The sequence below is a fragment of the Mesorhizobium sp. genome, assembly GCF_017306585.1.
GTDB lineage: Bacteria > Pseudomonadota > Alphaproteobacteria > Rhizobiales > Rhizobiaceae > Mesorhizobium.
Genome location: NZ_JAFKIC010000109.1, coordinates 18282 through 40177 on the forward strand (window position 1 = coordinate 18282; position 21896 = coordinate 40177).

At 62.7% G+C, this 21896-nt stretch carries 20 protein-coding genes and 1 riboswitch; of the genes, 13 read left to right on the top strand and 7 right to left on the bottom strand.

The features are described from left to right. Positions 1–4 precede the first annotated feature (4 nt). The gene (gene trpD, locus J0I79_RS05405; protein ID WP_292855581.1) at positions 5–1015 is read right to left on the bottom strand and encodes an anthranilate phosphoribosyltransferase; all 1011 of its coding nucleotides are present in this window, start codon (positions 1013–1015) and stop codon (positions 5–7) included. After that, a complete protein-coding gene (locus J0I79_RS05410; RefSeq protein WP_292855582.1) occupies positions 1012–2904 on the bottom strand; it encodes a SurA N-terminal domain-containing protein in 1893 nt (630 codons plus the stop codon). The genes trpD and J0I79_RS05410 overlap by 4 nt, the downstream gene beginning before the upstream one ends. A gap of 145 nt (positions 2905–3049) precedes the next feature. On the opposite strand from J0I79_RS05410, the gene tpiA reads away from it, so the two are divergent. The 5 genes from tpiA (at position 3050) to J0I79_RS05435 (ending at position 8338) form a co-directional block, all read left to right on the top strand. Continuing rightward, entirely contained in the window at positions 3050–3820 is a 771-nt protein-coding gene (tpiA, locus tag J0I79_RS05415) for a triose-phosphate isomerase (RefSeq protein ID WP_292855583.1), read from the top strand. 166 nt (positions 3821–3986) lie between these two features. After that, positions 3987–4463, top strand: a complete 477-nt coding sequence (gene secG, locus J0I79_RS05420; RefSeq protein WP_292855584.1) for a preprotein translocase subunit SecG — start codon at positions 3987–3989, stop codon at positions 4461–4463. 212 nt (positions 4464–4675) lie between these two features. Further along, complete coding sequence (locus J0I79_RS05425) at positions 4676–5812, top strand: L,D-transpeptidase (protein WP_292855585.1); 1137 nt, start codon at positions 4676–4678, stop codon at positions 5810–5812. 215 nt (positions 5813–6027) lie between these two features. Then, entirely contained in the window at positions 6028–7665 is a 1638-nt protein-coding gene (locus tag J0I79_RS05430) for a CTP synthase (protein ID WP_292855586.1), read from the top strand. Between the two features lie 127 nt (positions 7666–7792). Further along, a complete protein-coding gene (locus J0I79_RS05435) occupies positions 7793–8338 on the top strand; it encodes a DUF1697 domain-containing protein (protein WP_292855587.1) in 546 nt (181 codons plus the stop codon). 35 nt (positions 8339–8373) lie between these two features. Here J0I79_RS05435 and J0I79_RS05440 read toward each other — a convergent pair whose 3' ends face one another. Then, the gene (locus J0I79_RS05440; RefSeq protein WP_292855588.1) at positions 8374–9831 is read right to left on the bottom strand and encodes an NCS1 family nucleobase:cation symporter-1; all 1458 of its coding nucleotides are present in this window, start codon (positions 9829–9831) and stop codon (positions 8374–8376) included. A gap of 85 nt (positions 9832–9916) precedes the next feature. Here J0I79_RS05440 and J0I79_RS05445 point away from each other — a divergent pair, with 85 nt between their 5' ends. Beyond that, on the top strand, positions 9917–10441 hold the full coding sequence (locus J0I79_RS05445; RefSeq protein WP_292855589.1) for a DUF982 domain-containing protein: 525 nt from the start codon (positions 9917–9919) through the stop codon (positions 10439–10441). 81 nt (positions 10442–10522) lie between these two features. Here J0I79_RS05445 and J0I79_RS05450 read toward each other — a convergent pair whose 3' ends face one another. Continuing rightward, on the bottom strand, positions 10523–10882 hold the full coding sequence (locus J0I79_RS05450) for a nuclear transport factor 2 family protein (RefSeq protein WP_292855590.1): 360 nt from the start codon (positions 10880–10882) through the stop codon (positions 10523–10525). Between the two features lie 116 nt (positions 10883–10998). Beyond that, on the bottom strand, positions 10999–11901 hold the full coding sequence (locus J0I79_RS05455; RefSeq protein ID WP_292855591.1) for a LysR family transcriptional regulator: 903 nt from the start codon (positions 11899–11901) through the stop codon (positions 10999–11001). Positions 11902–12163: 262 nt separating this feature from the next. Between J0I79_RS05455 and J0I79_RS05460 the strand changes: the two genes are divergently transcribed. The 7 genes from J0I79_RS05460 to J0I79_RS05490 are packed head-to-tail and all read left to right on the top strand — an operon-like array spanning position 12164 to position 20263. Then, on the top strand, positions 12164–13678 hold the full coding sequence (locus J0I79_RS05460) for a leucyl aminopeptidase (protein ID WP_292855592.1): 1515 nt from the start codon (positions 12164–12166) through the stop codon (positions 13676–13678). A gap of 35 nt (positions 13679–13713) precedes the next feature. Then, the gene (locus J0I79_RS05465; RefSeq protein WP_292855593.1) at positions 13714–14619 is read left to right on the top strand and encodes a proline iminopeptidase-family hydrolase; all 906 of its coding nucleotides are present in this window, start codon (positions 13714–13716) and stop codon (positions 14617–14619) included. A 17-nt stretch (positions 14620–14636) separates the two neighbouring features. Further along, complete coding sequence (locus J0I79_RS05470; RefSeq protein ID WP_292855594.1) at positions 14637–16298, top strand: ABC transporter substrate-binding protein; 1662 nt, start codon at positions 14637–14639, stop codon at positions 16296–16298. Positions 16299–16321: 23 nt separating this feature from the next. Then, the gene (locus J0I79_RS05475) at positions 16322–17341 is read left to right on the top strand and encodes an ABC transporter permease (protein ID WP_292855595.1); all 1020 of its coding nucleotides are present in this window, start codon (positions 16322–16324) and stop codon (positions 17339–17341) included. After that, a complete protein-coding gene (locus tag J0I79_RS05480) occupies positions 17341–18312 on the top strand; it encodes an ABC transporter permease (RefSeq protein ID WP_292855596.1) in 972 nt (323 codons plus the stop codon). The genes J0I79_RS05475 and J0I79_RS05480 overlap by 1 nt, the downstream gene beginning before the upstream one ends. Beyond that, positions 18309–19268, top strand: coding sequence for an ABC transporter ATP-binding protein (locus tag J0I79_RS05485; protein ID WP_292855597.1), 960 nt, complete (start codon positions 18309–18311; stop codon positions 19266–19268). The genes J0I79_RS05480 and J0I79_RS05485 overlap by 4 nt, the downstream gene beginning before the upstream one ends. Before the next feature lie 8 nt (positions 19269–19276). Beyond that, on the top strand, positions 19277–20263 hold the full coding sequence (locus J0I79_RS05490) for a dipeptide ABC transporter ATP-binding protein (protein WP_292855598.1): 987 nt from the start codon (positions 19277–19279) through the stop codon (positions 20261–20263). Between the two features lie 27 nt (positions 20264–20290). Here the strand turns inward: J0I79_RS05490 and J0I79_RS05495 are convergent, their stop codons facing one another. Beyond that, the gene (locus tag J0I79_RS05495; protein WP_292855599.1) at positions 20291–20425 is read right to left on the bottom strand and encodes a hypothetical protein; all 135 of its coding nucleotides are present in this window, start codon (positions 20423–20425) and stop codon (positions 20291–20293) included. A 94-nt stretch (positions 20426–20519) separates the two neighbouring features. Continuing rightward, positions 20520–21368 (bottom strand): hypothetical protein, encoded by an 849-nt coding sequence (locus J0I79_RS05500; protein WP_292855600.1) that lies wholly within the window; start codon positions 21366–21368, stop codon positions 20520–20522. A 308-nt stretch (positions 21369–21676) separates the two neighbouring features. Continuing rightward, positions 21677–21888, top strand: a riboswitch (cobalamin riboswitch). Positions 21889–21896 lie beyond the last annotated feature (8 nt).

The following is a 21896-nucleotide window of genomic DNA, read 5'->3' on the forward strand; positions in this document are numbered from 1 at the left end:
CGCTCTACCCGTTCGAAACTTCGACCAGCCGGTCGAGCACCTGCAGCGCCCGGCCGCTGTCGATGGCTTGCGCGGCGAGCGCGATGCCGTCGCCAAGCGTCGTCGCCTTGCCCGCGATAACCAGTCCGGCGCCGGCATTCATCAGCACTGTGTCGCGATAGGCACCGGCTTTGCCGCCCAGCATGTCGCGCAAAGCCCCGGCATTGTAGGCGGCGTCGCCGCCGCGCAGTTCGTCCTTGGTGTGGCGCTTCAGCCCGACCTCTTCCGGGGTCAGGATGAAGCTGCGGATTTCGCCGCCGACAAGTTCGGCCACATGCGTCTCGCCGGTGGTGGTGATCTCGTCATAGCCATCGCCATGCGCGACCCAGGCATGCTCGGTGCCGAGAGCCTTGAGTGTCTCGGCGACAGGCATGATCCATTCCGGCAGGAACACGCCGACCATCTGCCTGAGGACGCCGGCCGGATTGGAGAGCGGGCCGAGCAGGTTGAAGATGGTGCGGGTGCCGAGCTCCACGCGGGTCGGACCGACATGTTTCATTGCCGGATGGTGTGCCGGCGCGAACATGAAACCGACGCCGGCCTCATGGATACAGCGGCCGATGAATTCGGGCGAGAGGTCGATCTTGACACCGAGCGCGATCAGCACGTCGGCCGCGCCGGTGAGGGAAGACAGGCCGCGATTACCATGCTTGGCGACGGGAACGCCGCTGGCGGCGATGACGAATGCCGAGCCGGTCGAAATGTTGACGCTGTGCGAATTGTCGCCACCTGTGCCGACAATGTCGATGGCACCGGGCGGCGCCTCGACGCGAAGCATCTTGGCGCGCATCGTGGCAACGGCGCCTGAAATTTCGCTAACCGTTTCGCCACGCACGCGCAGCGCCATCAGGAAACCGCCGATCTGGCCCGGGGTCGCGTCGCCCGACATGATGATGTCGAAGGCCTCGCGTGCTTCCTCAAAGGAAAGCGCGGTGCCTCCCGCCACCTTGGCGATGTGTGTCTTCAGCGCGCTCATCGTGTCGACGCTTGGGCCATGGCGGCCTGGTCGATGCGGACGTCATACTGCGTCTGCAACTGCGCCACCAACTGGTCGAGCAGGTCATCCGACATGCCGGAGGTGAAGGATTTCTGTGCGTCCTCCGGCACCGAACTGGCGTCGGCTCCAGCAGGCTCGAACACTTCCGCGACCTTGAACAGGATCTGGCCGTCGCCGGTGGGCGAGGGGATCAGGCCGGTGCCGCCATCGCCGACGCCGAACATCACCGCGGCGCCCTCCTTGCCGAAATCGGCATCGTCGGCTTCGCGCTTCAGGCCGCGCTTGGTCTGCTTTTCCAGCTTGAGTTCACCGGCGATGACGTCGAGCGTAGCACCCGCCTTGAGCCGCTTTTCGAGTTCCTCCGCCTTGGCGGAAAGGCGCTTGGCCGTCTCAGCCGCCGTCCAGTCGGCAACGACTTTCTGGCGCACCTCGTCAAGCGTACGGTCGCGGGCCGGTGTGATCGAATCGACCTCGTAGAAAACGAAGCCATTGTCCGCCGTGGTCAAAGCCTCGTTCTCGGTCTTTGGTTCGGCGTCGAATGCCGCCTTGATCAGCGACGGCGATTCCGGAAGGTCCTTGACGATGGAACCGTCCGGCCGCAGCCCATTGCGATCGATGGCGTCGATCGTGATGTCCTTCAGCTTCAGCTTGGCGGCCGCGTCGGCGAGCGAGCTGCCGGAGGCGCGGGTGTCCTCGTAACTGTCGTGTACGTCCAGGAGGATGCGGCTTGCTTCACCCAGCGCCAGGTCCTTGCGGATCTGATCGGACACTTCGGCGAGCGGCTTCACCACCTCGGGCTTGATCTCGGTGACGCGCAGCAACACCGGGCCGAAGGCGCCCTGGACAACCTGGCTGACTTCGTTGGCGTTGAGCGCGAAGGCCGCGTCGGCAACCGCTTTGTCGGCGATCTTGTCCTTGGCAAGCGTGCCGAGCAGCGTATCGGCAGGGGTCTTGCCTTCGGCGGTCACCAGCTTCTCGAAGGTTGCGCCGGCCTTGAGCGAATCGAGCGCCGCCTTGGCAGCGTCCGGCGTCTTGAACACCAACTGCTCGATCGTGCGCATCTCGGGCGTGGTGTAGCGCGCCTTGTTCTTGTTGTAATCGTCGCTGACCTGCTGATCGGTGACGGCGGTGGGATCCGCGATGTCCACCGGTTCCAGGCGGACATAGGAGAATTTGCGATACTCAGGCGCGGCGTAGGCCTTCTTGTTGGCCTCGAAATAGGTCGACAGCACACTGTCGCTCGGCGCCTCGATCGGCTCGACGAGCGTCTTCGGCAAAACCAGGTAGTCGACAGTACGGTCTTCACCGCGATAAAGCGCCACCGCCTTGAAGAACGCGTCCGGCGCCTTGAGGCCATCCGAGACCGCCTCGACGATCTGCTGGCGCACGGCCACCTGGGCGCGGTTCTTGAGGTAATCCTCGGGCCGCATGCCGACCTCGCGCAGCAGGTATTCGAACGTCCTCCTGTCGAACTGGCCGCCTGGACCCTTGAAAGCCGGATCCTCGCGCGTCAGCTCGGCCAGCCGGTCCTTCGACAGGCCGAGACCCAGCTTGCGCGCCTGTTCGTCGAGCACTGCGCCGGAAACCAGCTGCGACAGCACCTGATTGTCGATGCCGAGCGCCTTGGCCTGCTCGTGGGTGAGGCGTTGACCAAACTGCTGCGACATGACGGACAGCTGGCGGTCATAAGCGAGGCGGTATTCGTTGATCGAAACCTTGGTGCCGCCGGCGGTTATGACCGTGTCATGACCGGCGAAGCCGCCCATCAGACGGCCGGAGATGCCCCAGACCAAAAAGCTGAGCACCAGCAAAACCAACAGACCTTTCGCGACCCAGGTACCCGCCGCGTTTCTCAATATACCAAGCATCGCTACTTCCGATTTATGCGCAGTTTTCCGGGTGCGCCGAGTCTGAAACAAGCGCAATAGCGCCCTTCCGGTCCACTGTCGATTGCTTTGTGGCCTGATTTTGGTAGTGAGGGCGCTGCTTAATGTCGCCCGGAGACACTGCCCCATGACCCCTGGAATTCGTCCGCTCGTCGCAGGCAACTGGAAAATGAATGGCACCAGTGCCTCCCTCAACGAACTCAGGATGATCGGCAACGGGTTCATGAGCGGGCTGGATGCCGAAACCGAGGCGCTTGTCTGCGTCCCCGCGACGCTGCTTTCCCATGCCGCGGAAATCCTGTCGCGCACGCCTGTCCATGCCGGCGGCGAGGACTGCCACCCCAAGGAAAGCGGCGCCTACACCGGCTGTATCTCGGCCGAGATGTTGAAGGACGCGGGCGCCAGCCATGTCATCGTCGGCCATTCCGAGTGCCGCGAACAGCGCGGCGATGATGATGCCACGGTCCAGGCCAAGGCCGCGGCGGCATGGCGCGCCGGGCTCGTGGCCATCGTCTGCATCGGTGAGACGCGGCAGGAGCGTGAGGCTGGAGCCACGCTCGACGTGCTGTCGCGCCAGATCGCCGGGTCGGTGCCGCCGAGCGCCACGCCGTCCAACACCGTCATTGCCTATGAGCCGGTATGGGCGATCGGCACCGGGCTTACGCCTACGGTTGCCGATGTCGCGGAAGCACATGCGCATATCCGCGATAAACTGGCTGAGAGGCTTGGCGCCGCTGCTGCCAGGATGCGCATTCTCTATGGCGGCTCGGTCAAGCCCTCCAACGCGGTGGAACTGCTGGGCGTCAGGAATGTCGATGGCGCGCTGGTTGGCGGCGCGAGCCTGAAGGCGGCTGATTTCCTCGGCATCGCGGAAGCCTATCGCAACATTTCGGAGTGAAATTCCAGACAAGGGCGGGTCACGTCGCGCCCAAATTCGTTGTAAAGGGCGCGTTGCTTCCCATATTCCGGCCACGGGCTTGGAAATGCCGTGAAAGCATTGTATTGAGCCGCCTCCAATTCACCGGTCGTGTCCACGGCCGGACAAGGCCTTGCCAGGATAAATTATGCAAACCGTACTGATCGTCATCCATCTCATGGTCGTGCTCGCCCTGGTCGGCGTGGTGCTGCTGCAACGCTCCGAAGGCGGCGGCCTTGGCATTGGTGGCGGATCGGGCTTCATGACGGCGCGTGGCGCCGCCAACGCATTGACCCGGGCAACGGCGATTCTGGCGGCGGCGTTTTTTGCGACCTCGCTGACCTTGTCGATCATCGCTCGTTATGGCGAAAAGCCGATCGACATTCTCGACCGCGTGCCCGCGACTTCTGACAACGCCGGCAAGGGCGTGCTCAACCAGTTGCCAGGCACGACCACGCCTGCGCCCGCGGGCACTACCGCGCCGACGCCCCCGTCCGCCAACGACAAGCCGGCGACGCCGCCGGCCAACGCTCCGGCACCCGCGCCGGCCTCCGGTTCGACGCAGCCGGCAACAGGCGGCGCCACCAACACGGCCCCGGCTGCGCCGCAGGTTCCGAACCAGTAAGCTTTTCCCGTTCTAAACCGCGATCTGTTGTCGTTTGACCACAGTCGCGGCAAATGCGGTGCCATCACGAAGATTCGACGGGGGCTGATGCGCCCCTGCGCTTGAGGCATCCGCGCTTATTCGACTATAGATTGCACGCGGCATTTTCGGTGTCCTTGGGGGGCGCCGGGCGACGCCGTGGGCAACAAGCATTGAACGATCGGATCTTCGCCATGCAGCTTCGCAGCTTCATTTTCCTGGGACTTTGCGCCGTGTTCGGCATGAGTTCCTCGGCCTACGCCGGCATGCCGGCAACCATGGCCGCTCAGCAGTCGGTATCGCTTGAAAGAACCGACGCCATCAATGTCGCCGTCAAGAGCGACGCGTCGCAGTTGAGGCTCCTCAAGAAGAAGAAAAACCCGACGCCGGACGATCTCGCCCAGATCAAGAAGATCGAAGCCAAGATCGCCGCCGACAAGGAAGATGCCAAGGCCAAGGCGCTCGAAGCCAGGAAATTGGCGATGCGCGAGGCCGCGAAGGCCAGGGCGGAAGCCGATCGGCAGGCTTTCCTGGCCCAAAAGGGTCAGAGCGCAGCGAAAACCACGGAAGTGGCCGAGGCCAAGCCGGCCAAGAAGACCACCAAGGTCATCGAGCCAGTGGCTCCAATAGCGCCGATCCAGTCGGCCGAACCGATTCCGGCCGAGGCGATGAACGTCGCGTTGACCGGCAACAATGGTGAACTTCGCAGCGAAGCGCCCGGCCAGAAGCAGAACACCAGCGGCGGCGGCCTGTTTGCCGGCCTGTTCGGCGGGCAGGCATCGTCGTCCTCGATCGACTATCTGCCCGAGACCCGGGCGCTGGACGCCGCACTGGCCAAGAAGGACGCCAAGAAGCCGTTCAAGGTGAAGCCGGAATTCGTGCCGCAGGACGTTGAATTCACCGGCTACGACGCGGGCACGATCGTCATCGACACCAGCGCTCGCCGGCTCTACCTCGTCGAATCGTCCACGACGGCTCGTCGTTACGCCATCGCGGTCGGTCGCGAAGGGTTGCAGTTCAAGGGCACCGTCGCGGTTGGCGACAAGCAGGAATGGCCGCGCTGGATCCCGACGCTCGACATGCAGAAGCGCGAGCCGAAGCATTACGGCCAGTACAAGGACGGCATGAACGGCGGCGGCCAGAACCCGCTCGGCGCCCGCGCCATCTACCTCTATGACGGCAAGAAGGATACGCACCTGCGCATCCACGGCACGATCGCTCCGCAATCGATCGGAACCAGCGCCTCGAATGGCTGCTTCCGCATGATCAACGAGCATGTCATGGATCTCTACAGCCGCGTCAGGATCGGCACCAAAGTCGTCATCATCTGACGTTTCAAGCATCATGCCGAAAGGGCCGGTTCAGCCGGCCCTTTTGTTTTGCCCGTTCGCGATCGGGCCCGTTCGATCGTGATCCCTGGATGAACGGAAACCGTTTGTCCGAGAAAGCCTGACCTCTTTTCGGGGTCATGGTCCAAGCGCCTTTTTGGGAAAAAGCCCTCGCGGCGGTTTTTTCTCTGGCGGAATCAATCTGGCCGCGTTAAGCGATGACTCCCATGGCGCGATATGTATTCATCACTGGCGGCGTGGTTTCCTCACTCGGAAAAGGCATAGCCGCAGCGGCCCTTGGGGCTCTCCTGCAGGCGCGAGGCTATCGCGCACGCATCAAGAAACTCGATCCATACCTCAATGTCGATCCCGGCACGATGTCGCCTTACCAGCATGGCGAGGTGTTCGTGACCGATGACGGCGCCGAGACCGACCTCGATCTTGGCCACTACGAGCGGTTCACCGGTCGTTCCGCCAACCAGCAGGACAACATCACCACCGGCCGCATCTACAAGAACATCATCGAGCGCGAGCGGCGTGGCGACTACCTCGGCGCCACGGTGCAGGTGATCCCGCACGTCACCGACGAGATCAAGAACTTCGTCCTCGACGGCAATGACGACTATGATTTCGTGCTGTGCGAAATCGGCGGCACAGTCGGCGACATCGAGGCGATGCCGTTCCTCGAGGCGATCCGGCAGCTCGGCAACGATCTGCCGCGCAACAACGCCGTCTATGTGCATCTGACCTTGATGCCCTACATTCCGACGGCCGGCGAACTGAAGACCAAGCCGACCCAGCACTCGGTCAAGGAACTGCGCGGCATCGGCATCGCGCCCGACATCCTTCTGGTGCGCGCAGACCGGGCGATCCCCAAGGAGGAGCGCAGAAAACTGTCGCTGTTCTGCAATGTCAGGGAAAGCGCGGTTATCCAGGCGCTCGACGTGCCGCACATCTATGACGTGCCGATGGCCTATCACAAGGAAGGTCTCGATTCGGAAGTGCTGGCCGCCTTCGGCATCGACCCGGCTCCGAAGCCGCGCATGGAGCCCTGGCAGGCGGTGTCGAACCGTATCCACAATCCGGAAGGCGAAGTGACCATTGCCATCGTCGGCAAGTACACCGGCCTCAAGGACGCCTACAAATCGCTGATCGAGGCGCTGTCGCATGGCGGGCTCGCCAACCACGTCAAGGTCAAGCTCGACTGGATCGAATCGGAGATCTTCGAGAAGGAAGATCCGACGCCGTGGCTGGAAAAGGTGCATGGCATCCTGGTTCCCGGCGGCTTCGGCGAGCGCGGCTCGGAAGGCAAGATTCTGGCGGCGAAGTTCGCGCGTGAGCGCAAGGTGCCATATTTCGGCATCTGCTTCGGCATGCAGATGGCATGTATCGAGGCCGCGCGGTCGCTCGCCGGCGTCGAACATGCATCCTCGACCGAGTTCGGCCCGACCAAGGAGCCGGTCGTCGGTCTGATGACGGAATGGCTGAAGGGCAACATGCTGGAGAAGCGCAGGGCAAGCGGCGATCTCGGCGGCACCATGCGGCTTGGTGCCTACCAGGCCGAACTCGCCAAGGGGTCCAAGATCGCCGACATCTATGGCGACACGCAGATCTCCGAACGCCACCGGCACCGCTACGAGGTCAACATCGACTACAAGCAGCGCCTGGAGGATTGCGGCCTGGTGTTTGCCGGCATGTCGCCGGACGGTGTACTGCCGGAAACGGTCGAGTACCCCGACCATCCCTGGTTCATCGGCGTGCAGTATCACCCAGAGCTGAAGAGCCGGCCGCTCGAACCGCACCCGCTGTTCGCCAGCTTCATCGAGGCGGCGGTGGAGCAATCGCGCCTGGTCTAATGCATGTCGCGCAAAAGTGACCTCGGTTTTGCGACAACGACATGCATCAAACAATGACCTAAAGCGCGTCGTGTGAATCCGTTTTCATGCGACGCGCTTTAGGCGGCGCCTGAACGGAGCACGCCGCATGCCAACCTACGTCGCGTTGCTCTACAGCATCGGGCTGGGCGAAGGCCGGCGTCTGGTCATGTCCGACCTCAAGGCGATGGCGCAGGAGCTGGGCTTCAAGAATCCCCGCACGCTGGTGGCCACGGGCAATCTCGTCTTCGAGGCACGCACAACCAGCATTCCCAACCTGGAGCGGCGGCTGGAAGCGGCCTTCGAACAGACCTTTGGCCGCCATGTCGATATCATCGTGCGGGGTGCTGGAGACTGGCTGAAGCTGGCCGCCGCCAACCCGTTTCCGGCTGAATCCGCCGATACCGGCGATCAGGTCGCGGTGCGGGTGATGCGGGAGCCGACATCGGCGGACGCCGTTGCCGCACTCCAGGCGCGTGCCGCCGAGGACGAGAAGATACTCTGGGTCGACGGCGACATCTGGCTGGTCTTTTCGCGCGAGCGTCCTACCTCGCGGCTGCTTGCGGCCGCCAACCACAAACGCCTGGGCATCGGAACTTCCCGCAACTGGAACACCGTGCGCAGGCTGGCGGAGATGGTAGGCAGTAGGCAGTAGAGAGGGTTCATTGCCCAATCCCTATTGCCTCACCTTCAAGCCTTCGCTGTCCTGGCGCCGGCGCCAAGAGCAGCAGTGCGCAGCACGTAGTAGATGATGCCGGCGATGGCGACGCCGAAGAACCAGCCATAGACGCCCCACCAGGACGGCAGCCAGTTGGTGAAGTTCGGCAGGATCGAGGAGAAGACCGCACCGATGCCGGCAGCGATGAAGGCGTTGACGTGCCAGCCGCCCTGGAAGCGGAATTCGCCGTCCTCGCGATAGAGGGCTTCGACGTCGACCTCACCTTTGCGGATCAGATAGTAGTCGACCATCATCACACCGAAGATCGGTCCCATCGTCGCGCCGATGATGTTGACGAAAGAGGCTGCGCTGCCTTCCCATGGCGCGAAGGGGTAGAGCACAAGTGCGATCAGCGCCGCGATGTAGCCGCCCTTCTTGAAGTCGATCTGGCGCGGGAACACATTGGAGAAATCGAAAGCCGGCGAGACGAAGTTCGCCACGACATTGATTCCCAGCGTCGCCACCGCGAAGGTAAGGGCCGCCAACGCCGCCAGGAACCAGCTATCGAATTTGGCCGAAATCTGGTCGGGATGGAGCAGCACCTCGTGGTAGACGTCGTAGGCCGCGATCGTGGTGACGCCGGCGACCAGCGAAAACAGGATAAGGTTCACCGGCAGGCCCCAGATGTTGCCTTTGCGTAGCGCGGCCTGGTCAGGTGCGTAGCGAGCGAAGTCGCAGAAATTCAGATAGAGCGCCGAGAAGTAAGTTACCCAGATCGCCGCCACGGCAAACAGCGAGGTCCATGAACCGGGCTCTCCGGGCACACCGGCATCCTTCGTCTTCTCCTTCAGCACATCCATCGGGATATCGCTGGTAAAGGCAAAAGTCCCTGATTTGATGCAGAGATAGACCGCGAGCAGCAGCATCATGACCCAGACAGCCGGACCGGCCCAATCCTGGAAGCGGCGCACTGTCTCCATGCCTTTCTGGATGATCAGGAGCTGCAGCGCCCAGATGACGACGAAGCAGATCACCTCCAAGCCTGAATGGCCGAGAAAATGCGTGTTGGCGTTGAAATCGGCAAACCATTGCGAGCGGATCAGCAGCGCCACGATAGCTCCGGAAGCGGCTGCGGTCTGTGCGCCATACCAGAAGCAGGCGACGATGGCCCGCACCAGTGCCGGTATGTTGGCGCCCCAGATACCGAAGGAAGCGCGGGCAAGCACGGGGTAGGGCACGCCGGTCTTGACCCCGGCATAGCCGACCATGTTCATCAGCGCGTAGATGATCAGCGAGCCGATGCCTATGGCGATGATGAAGTTGACGAAGCCGCCGCAGAACAGGAACAGGCTGGCGGCGAGGTAATAACCCCAGAGGCTGTGGACATCGGATGTCCACACGTTGAAGATCGAGAATGGCCCCCAGTTCCGAACCTTGGCCGGGGCGAGGTCCTCATTGTATAGGTCAGGCGATGCGCCCTGTATCGTCATTGCATGTCCCCTTCTTACATCACGCGCCCTCACGCGTTGACCGAGGAGGTTACGCCTGACGTTGGGGAACCGACAAGCAACCGATTTGCCGGCTTTGACCTTAAAGATATTCAACGCGAACCGCGATTATCGGCGGACCGTATCGGTGGATCGCCTTTTCGAACGCTGCCTTGATTCGATGGCTCACAGCGATCTCACTCAAAAAAATGCAGCCTGCAGAAAAATTTCATTTTTCGCGGAACCAAAGGGCGGCCCGCTCGTTTCATTTGGTTCGATCGAGCATGGCACGGTCGACCGGGAGGAAACGATGGACTACCTGCATTTCTTTTCGCCAGTGCGGATATCGCGCGGGCAGGGGCATCCTGTGGAAGAAGTGGACAGTGTCGCCGAGGCGATGGTTTTCCTGCGTAAGTGGCCGACGGGACGGCGCGGCCCTGTGTATCAATGCGCGCTGAACTGTTGCGCGGCCGCCTTGTCCGGACAGATGTCGGCCGAGGAGGCAAGGAAGGCCTTCACCGGCTTTGCCCGCATTACCCGGCTTCTGGACGACGACATGGCGTTGCCGATCGGCGGCAGCGGCATGGCAAGCATTCACGCGCTCCGGCGCTAGGCGCCGAGGTTTTTCGACATAAATCGCGCGCCGCCACCGGCGCGGGTTGGAGGTTTTGTCCCGCGATTATCCGCCGGATCGTCAACCGACAGAATACCGGTCAATAACCCAGAGCCAGGATCCGTCGGGCTGGCGTCGCGCCACCTCGCTGGTCACGTCACCGTCTGGAAGACGGGTCGAGGTCAGGGCAAGGTCGCCGCATATAAGCGCAGGCCGCTGCTCACCCACTGCGAATTTCCGTCCCGAATTGACGATCTCCTTATAGTAGCCGTGAATGGCCTCCAGGCCTCGCACGAACCGTCCTTCTCCACAGTCTATGACCGCATCTGGTTCGAACAGGGCCGTCATGCCGTCGACATCGCCCGCGTGCTGCCGCGATATCAGCTGAGGTTCGAGCTCCTGGGGATCGTAGACAGGTTTTCCTGTGGCTGGATGGTTCATCATGGCCTCCGCTGTCGTCGCGGATGGTCTAGCACAGTGGTTCTCCAGCCGTTGGCGGCAGGTGACGGAATCTGCTGGAGCAGTTCAGGGCGCGAGGCAGGCAGGGTCGTTGAGAGCTAGGCGATGGCCATTGCACGCTTATGGTCGGCGACTTCGGAAAGCAGCCAGTCCTGGAACAGACCGGTGCCTGGCTTGTTGCCGATGCTACGGCGCTGGTGCAGGTAGATGCCGGCCGGATAAGTGTGGCGGGCCGCAAACGGGGCAACGAGCTTGCCTTGCTGAAGAAGATCCTGAGCCATCATGGTGTCGGCAAGCGCAATGCCGGCTCCGTTGATCGTCTCACGCATGATCAGCGTGCAATCATCGAGCGTCGTGCTGGATTTCGGCGTCGTGTCCAGAACGCCTTCCTGTTCGAGCCACCGCTTCCATCGCATGGTCTCGCACTCATGGATCAGGTGGTGGTTGACGAGATCGGCGGGGGATCGCAGCGGCACCGGCCCGTCGAGCAGCGAAGGTGCGCAGACCGGCGTCAGCACCAGCGGGATCAGCAGCGTCAAGGCAGGGCCGGCCTTGTAGACGAACTCGTCGACAATGGCCAAATCGAAGTTGGCGCGCTTGCCCGACGTCGAGATTTCCAGATCCACCGACGGATGCAGCTTGCGAAAATGCGGCAACCGATCCGCCAGCCAGAGATTGAGAACCGCAGGCACGCACAGAACCCTGACACGTTGCGTCCTGCTGTGGCTCGGGCCGCCGGCGAGGCTGACATCGTCGGTGGCGCGCCAGATTGCCTCAAACGCTTCCGATAGGCCGCGCGCATAGTAGGAGCCCCTGGTGGTGGGCGTTATCTGGCGAAAGCCGCGCTCGAACAGATCCTGGCCGAGATTCTTTTCAAGCGCACGGATGTGACGGCTGACAGCCGAAGGCGTCAGGTGCAATTCTTCCGCTGCGTCCTTGATGCTGCCGAGGCGTGCGGCGGCCTCGAAAGCCCGCATGCCGTTGAGGGAGGGTAGGGCCATTTGCCGATCATGAATTATCGATTGAGTTTTTGTCAATCGACTTGGGCAAAATTGGCGTTTGATCGCCTTGGTCGTTCGGGGATACCCAAAGGCAAGAGCAACTAAGTCGTCTTACGAAAACGACTATTCGGGGACTTCGGTACCATTTCACCAACGGCGGCGGCCGGTTTGACCAGCCTCCACCGGTGGCGGGCGAAGCATTGCGCGCGTCGCGCGCGATCGCCTCGGCCAGGGTCGCCCGCAACGAGGAGAACGCCAGCCTATGCCTCAGTCGCCAGCGCCGGTCTTTGAAACGGCGGACGAGATTTCCGCGGAAGCCTCTGTCGTCGTGATCCTGCAAACTGCCCAGACCGGATTTGGTCCACGGGCGGCGGCGCTCGATGCTCAAATGGGCGGAATTCTGTCGCGTGCCTGCTCCGATCCGGCCGCGTTGGACGAATCCGGCGCCTGCATTGATCTTATTGCCCCCAAGGCGATGTCGGCCCGGCGCGTGATCATCCTGGCTTTGGGCAAAACCGAAGCCGTGACCGCGCTGTCTCTGGCCCGTGCCGGTGGTTCGCTTGCCGCACATCTGGAAACCAAGGGCGAATGCGCGGCGACGCTTGTCCTGGACCCCATCGCTGGCGTCGACTTGCTGCCTGAGGAAATCCTGGCGCGCGTGGCGCTTGGCATGCGGTTGCGGCGCTATCGCTTCGATATGCGCAACCGGCGCCAGGGCGCGGGGGCCGACCGGACCTTGCGGGTACAACTGATTGGGGCGTCCGGCCCGGACCTCGCCAAGGCCTTGACGCGGACCAATGCCATCGCCGACGGCGTCGAATATGCGCGGACCCTTGTCAACCTGCCGCCGAACCATCTTCATCCGGACAATTTCCAGGACCATCTGGAGCCGTTGCGCGAAGCCGGCATCGACGTCGAGATCCTTGATGCCGCCCGGATGAAGGAACTCGGCATGAATGCGATCCTGGCCGTGGGCTCGGGGTCGGTGCGCCCGCCGCGCGTCGCGGTGCTGCGATATCGCGGCAAGGGTGCTCCCACGCAGCCGATGGCCTTCGTCGGCAAGGGCGTCTGTTTTGATTCCGGCGGCCTCTGCATAAAGCGCGGTGAGCAGATGTTCGACATGAAGGCTGATATGGGCGGCGCGGCCGTCGTGGTTGGCCTGCTTATCGCGCTCGCCCGGCAAAACAGCCCTGTGCACGCCGTCGGCGTCCTCGGCATTGCCGAGAACATGCCCTCAGGCACCGCGCTCAAGCCGCGCGACATCATCACGACGGCATCCGGGCAGACCGTCGAGGTGTTCGATACCGACGCGGAGGGCCGCCTGATCCTGGCGGATTGCCTTCACTATGCCGCCTCGCGCTTCAACCCCTCGGTCATGGTCGACCTGGCCACGCTGACCTATTCGGTGATGCGCGGCCTCGGATCGGTATTCGCCGGCCTTTTCAGCACCGACGATGCCATCGCCTCGCGCATGATCGCGGCTGGTGAAACAGTCGGCGAGCGGTTCTGGCAATTGCCGCTCGACCGGGCTTATGACGAAGGCCTGCAATCCCCCTTCGCCGACATCCGTCACCACGCCAAGGACATGGAAGATGGCGACGCGCCTTACGCCGCGGCTTTCCTGCGCCATTTCACCGAAGATCGTCCCTGGGTGCATCTCGACATCGCCGGCAAGGAACTCGCCGACAAGGATCGGCCGCTGGGCCGGGAAGGCGCCACCGCATTCGGAGTCCAGATGCTGGAAGAATGGGTCCGGTCCAGCCGCGCGGCGAACTGAGGCGGCAAATGTCTTCAAGCGAGCAGGGAGCCAGCATGTCATCGCAGATTGCCAGCAGGGAAGGCCGAGCCGCCTTCGGTCGTTACGAAACCTGGTATCGGGTCTCCGGCGACCTCGAATCCGGCAAGCCTCCGGTGGTGATCCTGCACGGCGGGCCTGGCGCCGCGCACAATTATGTCGATGCCTACAAGCTTCTGGCCCGCAGAGGGCGCGCGGTCATTCATTATGATCAATTGGGCTGTGGCAATTCCACCTTGCTGCCCGAGAAGGGCGCTGACTTCTGGACGCCGAGGCTTTTCATCGACGAACTCGAAAACCTCGTCGACCATCTCGGTATCCGCCCAGGCTTCCACGTGCTTGGCCAAAGCTGGGGCGGCATGCTGGGCGCCGAATATGGGGTGATCCGGCCGAAGGGCCTGAAGTCGCTGACCATCGCCAATTCACCGGCGTCCATGAAGTTGTGGGTCGAAGAGGCCAACCGGCTGCGCGCGGACCTGCCCGCCGATGTGCAGGAGACGCTGACTCGTCATGAACAGGCGGGTACGACGGACGATCCGGCCTACCAGGAGGCAACGATGCGGTTCTACGAACGGCATGTCTGCCGGGTCGTGCCTTTCCCGTCTGAAGTGACCGAGACATTCGCCCAGATCGTCCGCAATCCGACCGTCTATCATCTCATGAACGGGCCGAACGAGTTCCACGTCATCGGAACGCTGAAGAACTGGAGCATCATCGACCGCCTTCCGGCCATCGATGTTCCGACGCTCATCATCTCCGGACGCCATGACGAGGCAACGCCGGCAACCGTCCAGCCTTTCAAGGACGGCATCGAGGGATCGCACTGGGAGATATTCGAGCATTCCAGCCATATGCCGCATGTCGAGGAGCAGGATCTCTGCATGCGGGTGGTGGGAGACTTCCTGGACCACAACGACAACTGAGAAAAGGGGAATACGACATGAAGAAACTGCTTCTGGCCGCGTCAGCGGCGGCATTGCTGGCCGGCGCATGGCTGGCCCCGGCACAGGCCGAATATCTCAAGGAACACCGAGGCGGTACCATTCGCCTGCTCGCCCGTTCCGCGGCGGGAACGCTCGATCCGCATATCAACTACACCGACCAGGGCTGGCAGATGTACCAGCCGATCTATGACGGCCTCGTCGCCTTCCGCAAGGCCGAAGGCATGGACGGCTTCTCCGTCGTCGCCGACCTGGCCGAAGCGCTGCCGACGCTCAGCAATGACGGCAAGACCCTCACCTTCAAGCTGCGCAAGGGCATCAAATTCTCCGACGGCAAGGATCTCGGCGTGAAGGACGTCGTCGCTTCCTTCCAGCGTATCTTCAAGGTCTCCGGACCAACCTCGGGCACCTTCTATGCCGGTATCGTCGGCGCCGACAAATGCCTCGCGGACACCAAGAGCTGTACGCTCGACGGCGGTGTTGTCGGCGACGAGGCAACCGGCACGATCACCATCAATCTGACCAAGCCGGACGCCGAAATCCTCTACAAGCTTGCCTTGCCGCACGCTGTCGTCCTGCCGGCGGACACACCTGCGGAGGACATGGGTTCCAAGCCCATTCCCAGCACCGGCGCCTACATGATCTCGGCTTTCGACCCCAACAAGGGCATGACGGTCACCCGCAACCCCAACTTCAAGCAGTGGAGCGAGGAAGCCCAGCCGGATGGCTATCCGGATGTGGTCCAGTATGATTTCGGCCTCTCCGAAGAGGCTGCGGTGACGGCGATCCAGAACGGCGAAGCGGACTGGATGTTCGATGCGCTGCCCAGCGACCGGTTGGGCGAGCTCGGCAGCAAGTCCATGGACCAGCTGCACATCTCGCCGCTTTCGGCCTGGTGGTACGCCCCGCTGAACAACCGGCTCGCGCCCTTCGACAACGAAAAGGCCCGTCAGGCTGTCGCCTACGCGATCGACCGCAACACGCTGGTCAAGCTGTTCGGCGGCAAGGTGCTTGCCTCGCCGGTCTGCCAGGTTCTGCCGCCGGACTTCCCCGGCCACGAGGACTATTGCCCTTACACCAAGAACCCCGGCGCTAAATGGTCGGCTCCCGATCTCGATAAGGCCAAACAGCTTGTCGAGGAGTCGGGCACGAAGGGCCAGAAGGTTACGATCATCGTCGAGGACACGGCCATTTCGCGTTCCATTGGCGTCTATCTGCAGAGCGTGTTGACCAGCATCGGCTATGTCGCCGACGTCAAGCCGATCTCGTCCAACATCCAGTTCACCTACATCCAGAACACCAATAACAAAGTGCAGATGTCGGTCACCCAGTGGTATAAGGACTATCCCGCGGCCTCGGACTTCCTGAACATCCTGTTCAGCTGCGCCTCCTTCCGTGAGGGTTCGGATGCTTCGATCAACATCGCCGGCTTCTGCGACAAGGATATCGACGCCAAGATGCAGAAGGCGCTCGACCTCGGCGTGACCGATCAGAAGGCCGCCGACAAGCTGTGGGCGGAAATCGACAGGCAGGTAACTGACAAGGCACCGGCGGTCGGCCTGTTCACGCCCAAGCGGCTCGACTTCGTGAGCAAGCGCGTGGGCAACTTCAAGTTCAACCCGCAGTTCAACTGGATGATCACCCAGTCCTGGGTGCAGTAAAGAACCGCCGGAGGAACACGTCCGTGTCGAATGAAGCTGTAGCCGTCGTGCCGCGCAAGACGCGCGGCCCGTGGGCCGTCGCGTTGACCAAACTGACAAGGGACAGGGCCGCCATGACGTCCCTGGTCGTGTTCCTCCTCATTGTTCTCGCCTGTTTCAGTGCGCCCCTTTATGCGAAATGGGCAGGCGTGGACCCGTTCGCCTCCACGCTCGACGCCGTCATCCAGGTCGATGGCGCCGACGTTCCCGTGATGGAGCAGTCGACGGAAGGGCTTGGGCTTGGCTACACGCCGATAGGCCCGACCTGGCAACTCGGCAATTACTTCCTTGGAGCGGATAGCCAGGGGCGCGATGTCATGGCCAGGTTGCTCTATGGCGGTCTGAGCTCGCTGCTGATTTCGGGTGCGGCTACCATCTTCACCCTGATCCTTGGTACCGCGGCGGGATTGATTGCCGGCTATTTCGGCGGCATCACGGACACGGTGCTGTCGCGGTTCCTCGACGTGCTGTGGGCGTTCCCGATATATCTCTTGGCGATTTCACTCTCCATCGTCACCATCGCGCAAGGCATCTCGATCGGCCCGATCGAGATCCAATCCGGCAGCCTGTGGCTGCCGGTCATCATCATCGGCATCGTCTACGTGCCTTATGTGGCGCGCCCGATACGCGGCCAGGTCCTGTCGCTGCGCCACAGCGAGTTTGTCATGGCCGCGATCAATCTGGGCGTGCCGGGGTCGCGCATCTTGTGGCGTGACATCCTGCCCAACATCACCACGACCCTCATCGTCTTCGTGCCGCTGATGATGGCGTTGAACATGCTGACGGAATCGGCACTCTCCTTCCTCTCGATCGGCGTGCAGCCGCCGGCGGCGAGCTGGGGCACCATCATCCAGGACGGACAGGCGCTGCTCTACACGCGGCCGCTGGTGGCTCTGGTGCCGGGCCTGGCGATTGCCGTTTCGGTGATGGCGCTCAATGTCTTCGGCGACGGGCTGCGTGATGCGCTCGACCCGCGCTCCAAGGTCCGGCTGGGGCGCGACTGATGATCTACGCCATCCTCCGCCGTTTCGGTCAGATGCTGTTCGTCATGTTCGGCATTTCGGTCATCGTCTTCCTGATCTTCTTCGCCACCCCGGGCTCCGACCCGGCGGCGCGTATCGCCGGCCGCAACGCTTCACCCGAAGTGCTGGAGGCGGTGCGTCACTCCTTCGGCTTCGACCGGCCGCTCTACGTGCAGTATGTGACGATGATGGAAAAGATCTTCGTCACCGGTGATCTGACCTCTTTCGTCAATCGCGGCTGGAAGGTGGTGCCGGCGGTGATGGATTCGATCCCCGTCACGCTCTCGCTGGTGTTCGGCGCTGCGGTTCTCTGGGTGGTTGTGTCCATCGTCATCGGCATCGTTGCCGCGGCCACCCGCGACAGCTGGCTCGACAAGCTGCTGATGGCGCTGGGGCTGCTCGGCATTTCCATGCCGGTCTACTGGCTGGGCGAGGTGATGAACCTGATTACCCAGAGCCGCTATCACGACAGCTGGGCATTCTCCTGGGTGCCGCCGCTCGGCTACAAGAACTTCTCCGACGACCCGAAGGGCTGGTTCCTGACCCTGGTCATTCCGTGGATCACGCTGGCCATCCTCTATATCGGCATCTACGGGCGCGTCCTGCGCGCGGCCATAATCGAGTCCATGCAGGAGGACTATATCCGAACGGCCCGCGCCAAGGGCCTGTCGGAGACCCGCATCCTGCTGCGCCACGCCTTGCGCACCTCGCTTATCGCCTTCGTTACCTTGTTCGGCCTCGACTTCGGCGCGCTGGTCGGCGGCTCAGCGCTGCTCACCGAAGTGGTGTTCGGATTGCACGGCATCGGCAAGCTTACCTACGACGCGCTGCAAAACCTCGATCTGCCGATGATCATGGCAACGGTGATGTATGCTTCCATGTTCGTTGTCGTCGCCAACGCGGTGGTCGATTTCGTCTATATCCTTCTCGACCCGCGCCTGAGGACATCATGATACTTTCGGTGCGCGACCTCAAAGTATCCTTCCGTACCAATGATGGCCTGGTTCGAGCCATCGATGGCGTCTCCTTCGATCTCGATGAAAGCGAGATCCTCGGTGTCGTTGGCGAATCCGGATCCGGCAAGACGGTGTCCCTGCTGGCCGTCATGGGCCTTATCACCGATCCCAACGCCACCATAGAAGGGTCCATCCGCTACAAGGGGCGCGAACTCGTGGGATTGCCGGCGCGCGAGCTGAGACGCCTGCGCGGCAACGAGATCGCGATGATCTTTCAGGATCCGATGACGGCGCTGACGCCGGTCTACACGATCGGCTGGCAGATCGCCGAACAGATCCGGGCGCATCGCCGCGTCAGCAAAGCCAAGGCTATGGAACGGGTCGAGGAACTGCTGGCGGAGGTGAATTTTCCCAACCCGCATGAGGCGATGTCGCGCTATCCGCACCAGCTTTCCGGCGGCATGCGCCAGCGGGCCGTCATTGCAATGGCTTTGTCTTGCAATCCGGCCCTGCTGGTGGCGGACGAGCCGACGACGGCGCTCGATGTCACGGTGCAGGCCGGCATCCTCGACCTCGTGCGCAAGCTGCGTGCGACCCACAAATCGGCGGTCGTGTTCATCACCCACGACATGGGCGTGGTTTCAGAACTCGCCGACCGGGTGATGGTCATGTACGCCGGCCGCGTCGTCGAGCGCGGCAGCCGCACCGAGCTGTTTTCCGACCCGCGACACCCCTACACGCGCGCACTGCTCGGCTCTATTCCACCCCTGACCGGCGAAAAGCCGCGGCGCCTGCCGGCCATTCCCGGCTCTCCGCCGTCTTTGCTGCGTCTGCCCAAAGGCTGCGCCTTCGGTCCGCGATGCCCGGTTCGCTACGAGCCTTGCGAAACCGAGAAGCCGGCCCTCGGCGCCGGATCGCATCCCGCCGCATGCTTCCGGGTGGCGCAGGCATGAGCGAACCAATGACAGATACCGACCGCCCGATCCTCGAGACGCGCGCGCTTGCCAAGCGCTTTTCGATCGGCACCCGTTTTTCCGCCGAAGGCCGCCGCACCGTGCATGCCGTCGACAACGTGTCGCTGACGGTACGGCATGGCGAGACCGTAGGCCTGGTCGGCGAATCCGGCTGCGGCAAGTCCACGCTGGCGCGCTGTCTGGTGCGCCTCTACGACATTTCAGACGGCAAGCTTTTCTTCGAAGGCGACGACATCACCTCGAAATCGCTTTCCGAACTCCGGCCGCTGAGGCGCCGCCTGCAGATGGTTTTCCAGGATCCGTCGGCCTCGCTCAATCCGCGCCGGCGTGCCGGCGATCTGGTGGCCGAGCCGCTGCGTATCCATACGAAACTGTCCTCGGCCGAGATCAACAAGCGCGTTGCCGAACTGTTCGACCTCGTCGGACTGTTGCCGGACCATGTCGTGCGCTTTCCGCACGAGTTTTCCGGCGGCCAGCGCCAGCGTGTCGGCATCGCGCGGGCGATCGCGCTCAATCCCGATCTGGTCGTGCTGGACGAACCGGTGTCAGCGCTCGACGTTTCGGTGCAGGCGCAGATCGTCAATCTGCTGGCCGACCTGCAGGAGAAGCTGAAGCTTACCTACATCTTCATCGCGCACGATCTGTCTGTGGTTCGGCAGGTTTCGACGCGCATCGCGGTGATGTATCTCGGCTCCATCGTCGAGGAGGGGCCGGCCGAAGAGGTCTTTGCCAAACCGGCCCATCCCTACAGCCAGGCTCTCATCTCGGCGGTTCCTGTCGTCGAGACCACGCCCAGCGGGACACGCAAGCGCATCATCCTCACGGGCGACGTGCCGAGCCCGCTCAAGCCGCCGTCCGGCTGCCGCTTCCACCCCCGATGCCCGATCGCGGTGGACCGGTGCCGTACCGAGCGGCCGGAATTGAAGGAATACCGGCCCGGTCGCAGGGTCGCCTGTCATTTTCCGACGCTGTAGCAGCAAAGCAGCCGTGAACGGCACGGCTCATTTACGGCGGGCTGTCGGCGTTTCTTCATTCCTGCGCAATGGAACGGTGTCACGATCCAAAGCCGGCGCGATGAAGCCGTTGACGCCTTCGCTGATCATGAGCGAGACATCGCCGACATCCGTTGCCGCCACCGGGCACCCCATGATCTGAGAATCTTCCGTGACCAGCTCTTCGCCAGCAGCGTAAAGACAGTGCGCATCGGCGGCAGGGAGGGCGCCACCATGCTCACGCCCACTCCGCGCTCCACAGCGCTTCATGCGCCGGGGCCGGGATTCGCAGCGCCGGCGTGAACGCCGCGATCGAGGCCGGTAACTGAACGAATTGGCTTGGATAGAGCGCCGCAAGCGCCAGTTTGTCGGCGGCCGACCCGATGGGCAACAGCGAACGCCGGGGCTCGATTGGCGCGGCGAGGGCTTGGAAGCGTGCTAACCCGGTTACACGCGCTCGCCAGACTGCCGCGTAGTGCAGATCCTCGTAGAACGCTACGCGCCAGCGCTCCCGCAAGGCCTCGTAGTGGCGCAGCACGACCTTGAGCACGACGAGATGATCGATATGCCCGCCAATAGCGGCTGGACAGAAAAGCCACGGCCGCTGATCTTCCGTCCGTTCTTGCGCGGCCGCGAGTATCGCCTCGATGATGAGGCCGTCCAGTCGCCGCGCATCTTCATCCGCCCCGCTGGTGTCGAATGGGTCGTGGCCGCGCAGCGGCGCCTCATCGAACCCGCCGAGAGACAGGTGCAGACCAGCCTGTCGCGCGAACGCCTGCTCTTCTCGCTGGCGCAGGCCGGAAATGGCCTCGATGCGGTCGTCGCCTCGCGCCGCGACCGTCTCGGGCCGTGCCACGTAGGCCGATCTGGAGAACAGCGTCAGAAGAACACCTTGCCGCCGCCTTCGCGCGAAGGCTCCGAGCGAAAAGCAGATGTCGTCGCAATGCGGCGACAGGTAGAGATCATGTCTAGAAGCTTCGGCAAGGCCAGGCGGGGTAGGGCGCCAGCGTGAGGCCAAATCCTTCGAGATGAGATTGAGATTGCGCAAAGCCGTCGGGCCGAAGGACGCGATCGCGTTCCAACTCATGCTACTTCAGTCCACCCGGCTGCGGAGAAATTCACTCACGGGCATCCTCATGCAAGCTAAGCCGCTGCGTGGCAAGGTACATTTCTGGGCGGGTTTGGAGATAAGCAATATCAGTTAGTTGCGGGTGATCGTGTGCAAAAGTCGCACACGAAAGTTCTGCTCGTCTCCTTTTTTCGCTAGCACGACGGAGCCACAAACGGTCCGCTGCGAACGCTGTTAGCCGACGATATTGGCCGCTCCCTGGTGGACGGGTGTGGATTAAGCACGTTGGGTGCACCCAACTATTGACAGGCAGGCACCTTGCCACGCTACATATAGTCAATCGTGGTTCTTTCGAGTCTGTTCGGGCTCGGAAGCTAAGAGGGAAGCCGGTGAGCGATTTCGCAATGCCGGCGCTGCCCCCGCAACTGTAAGTAGTGAGCTTTTGTCGAGTAACGCCACTGGCGCTCCGTGCGCTGGGAAGGCCGGCAAGAGTGACGACCTGCGAGCCAGGAGACCTGCCGCGATGAACTTGAACGTCCACGGGCG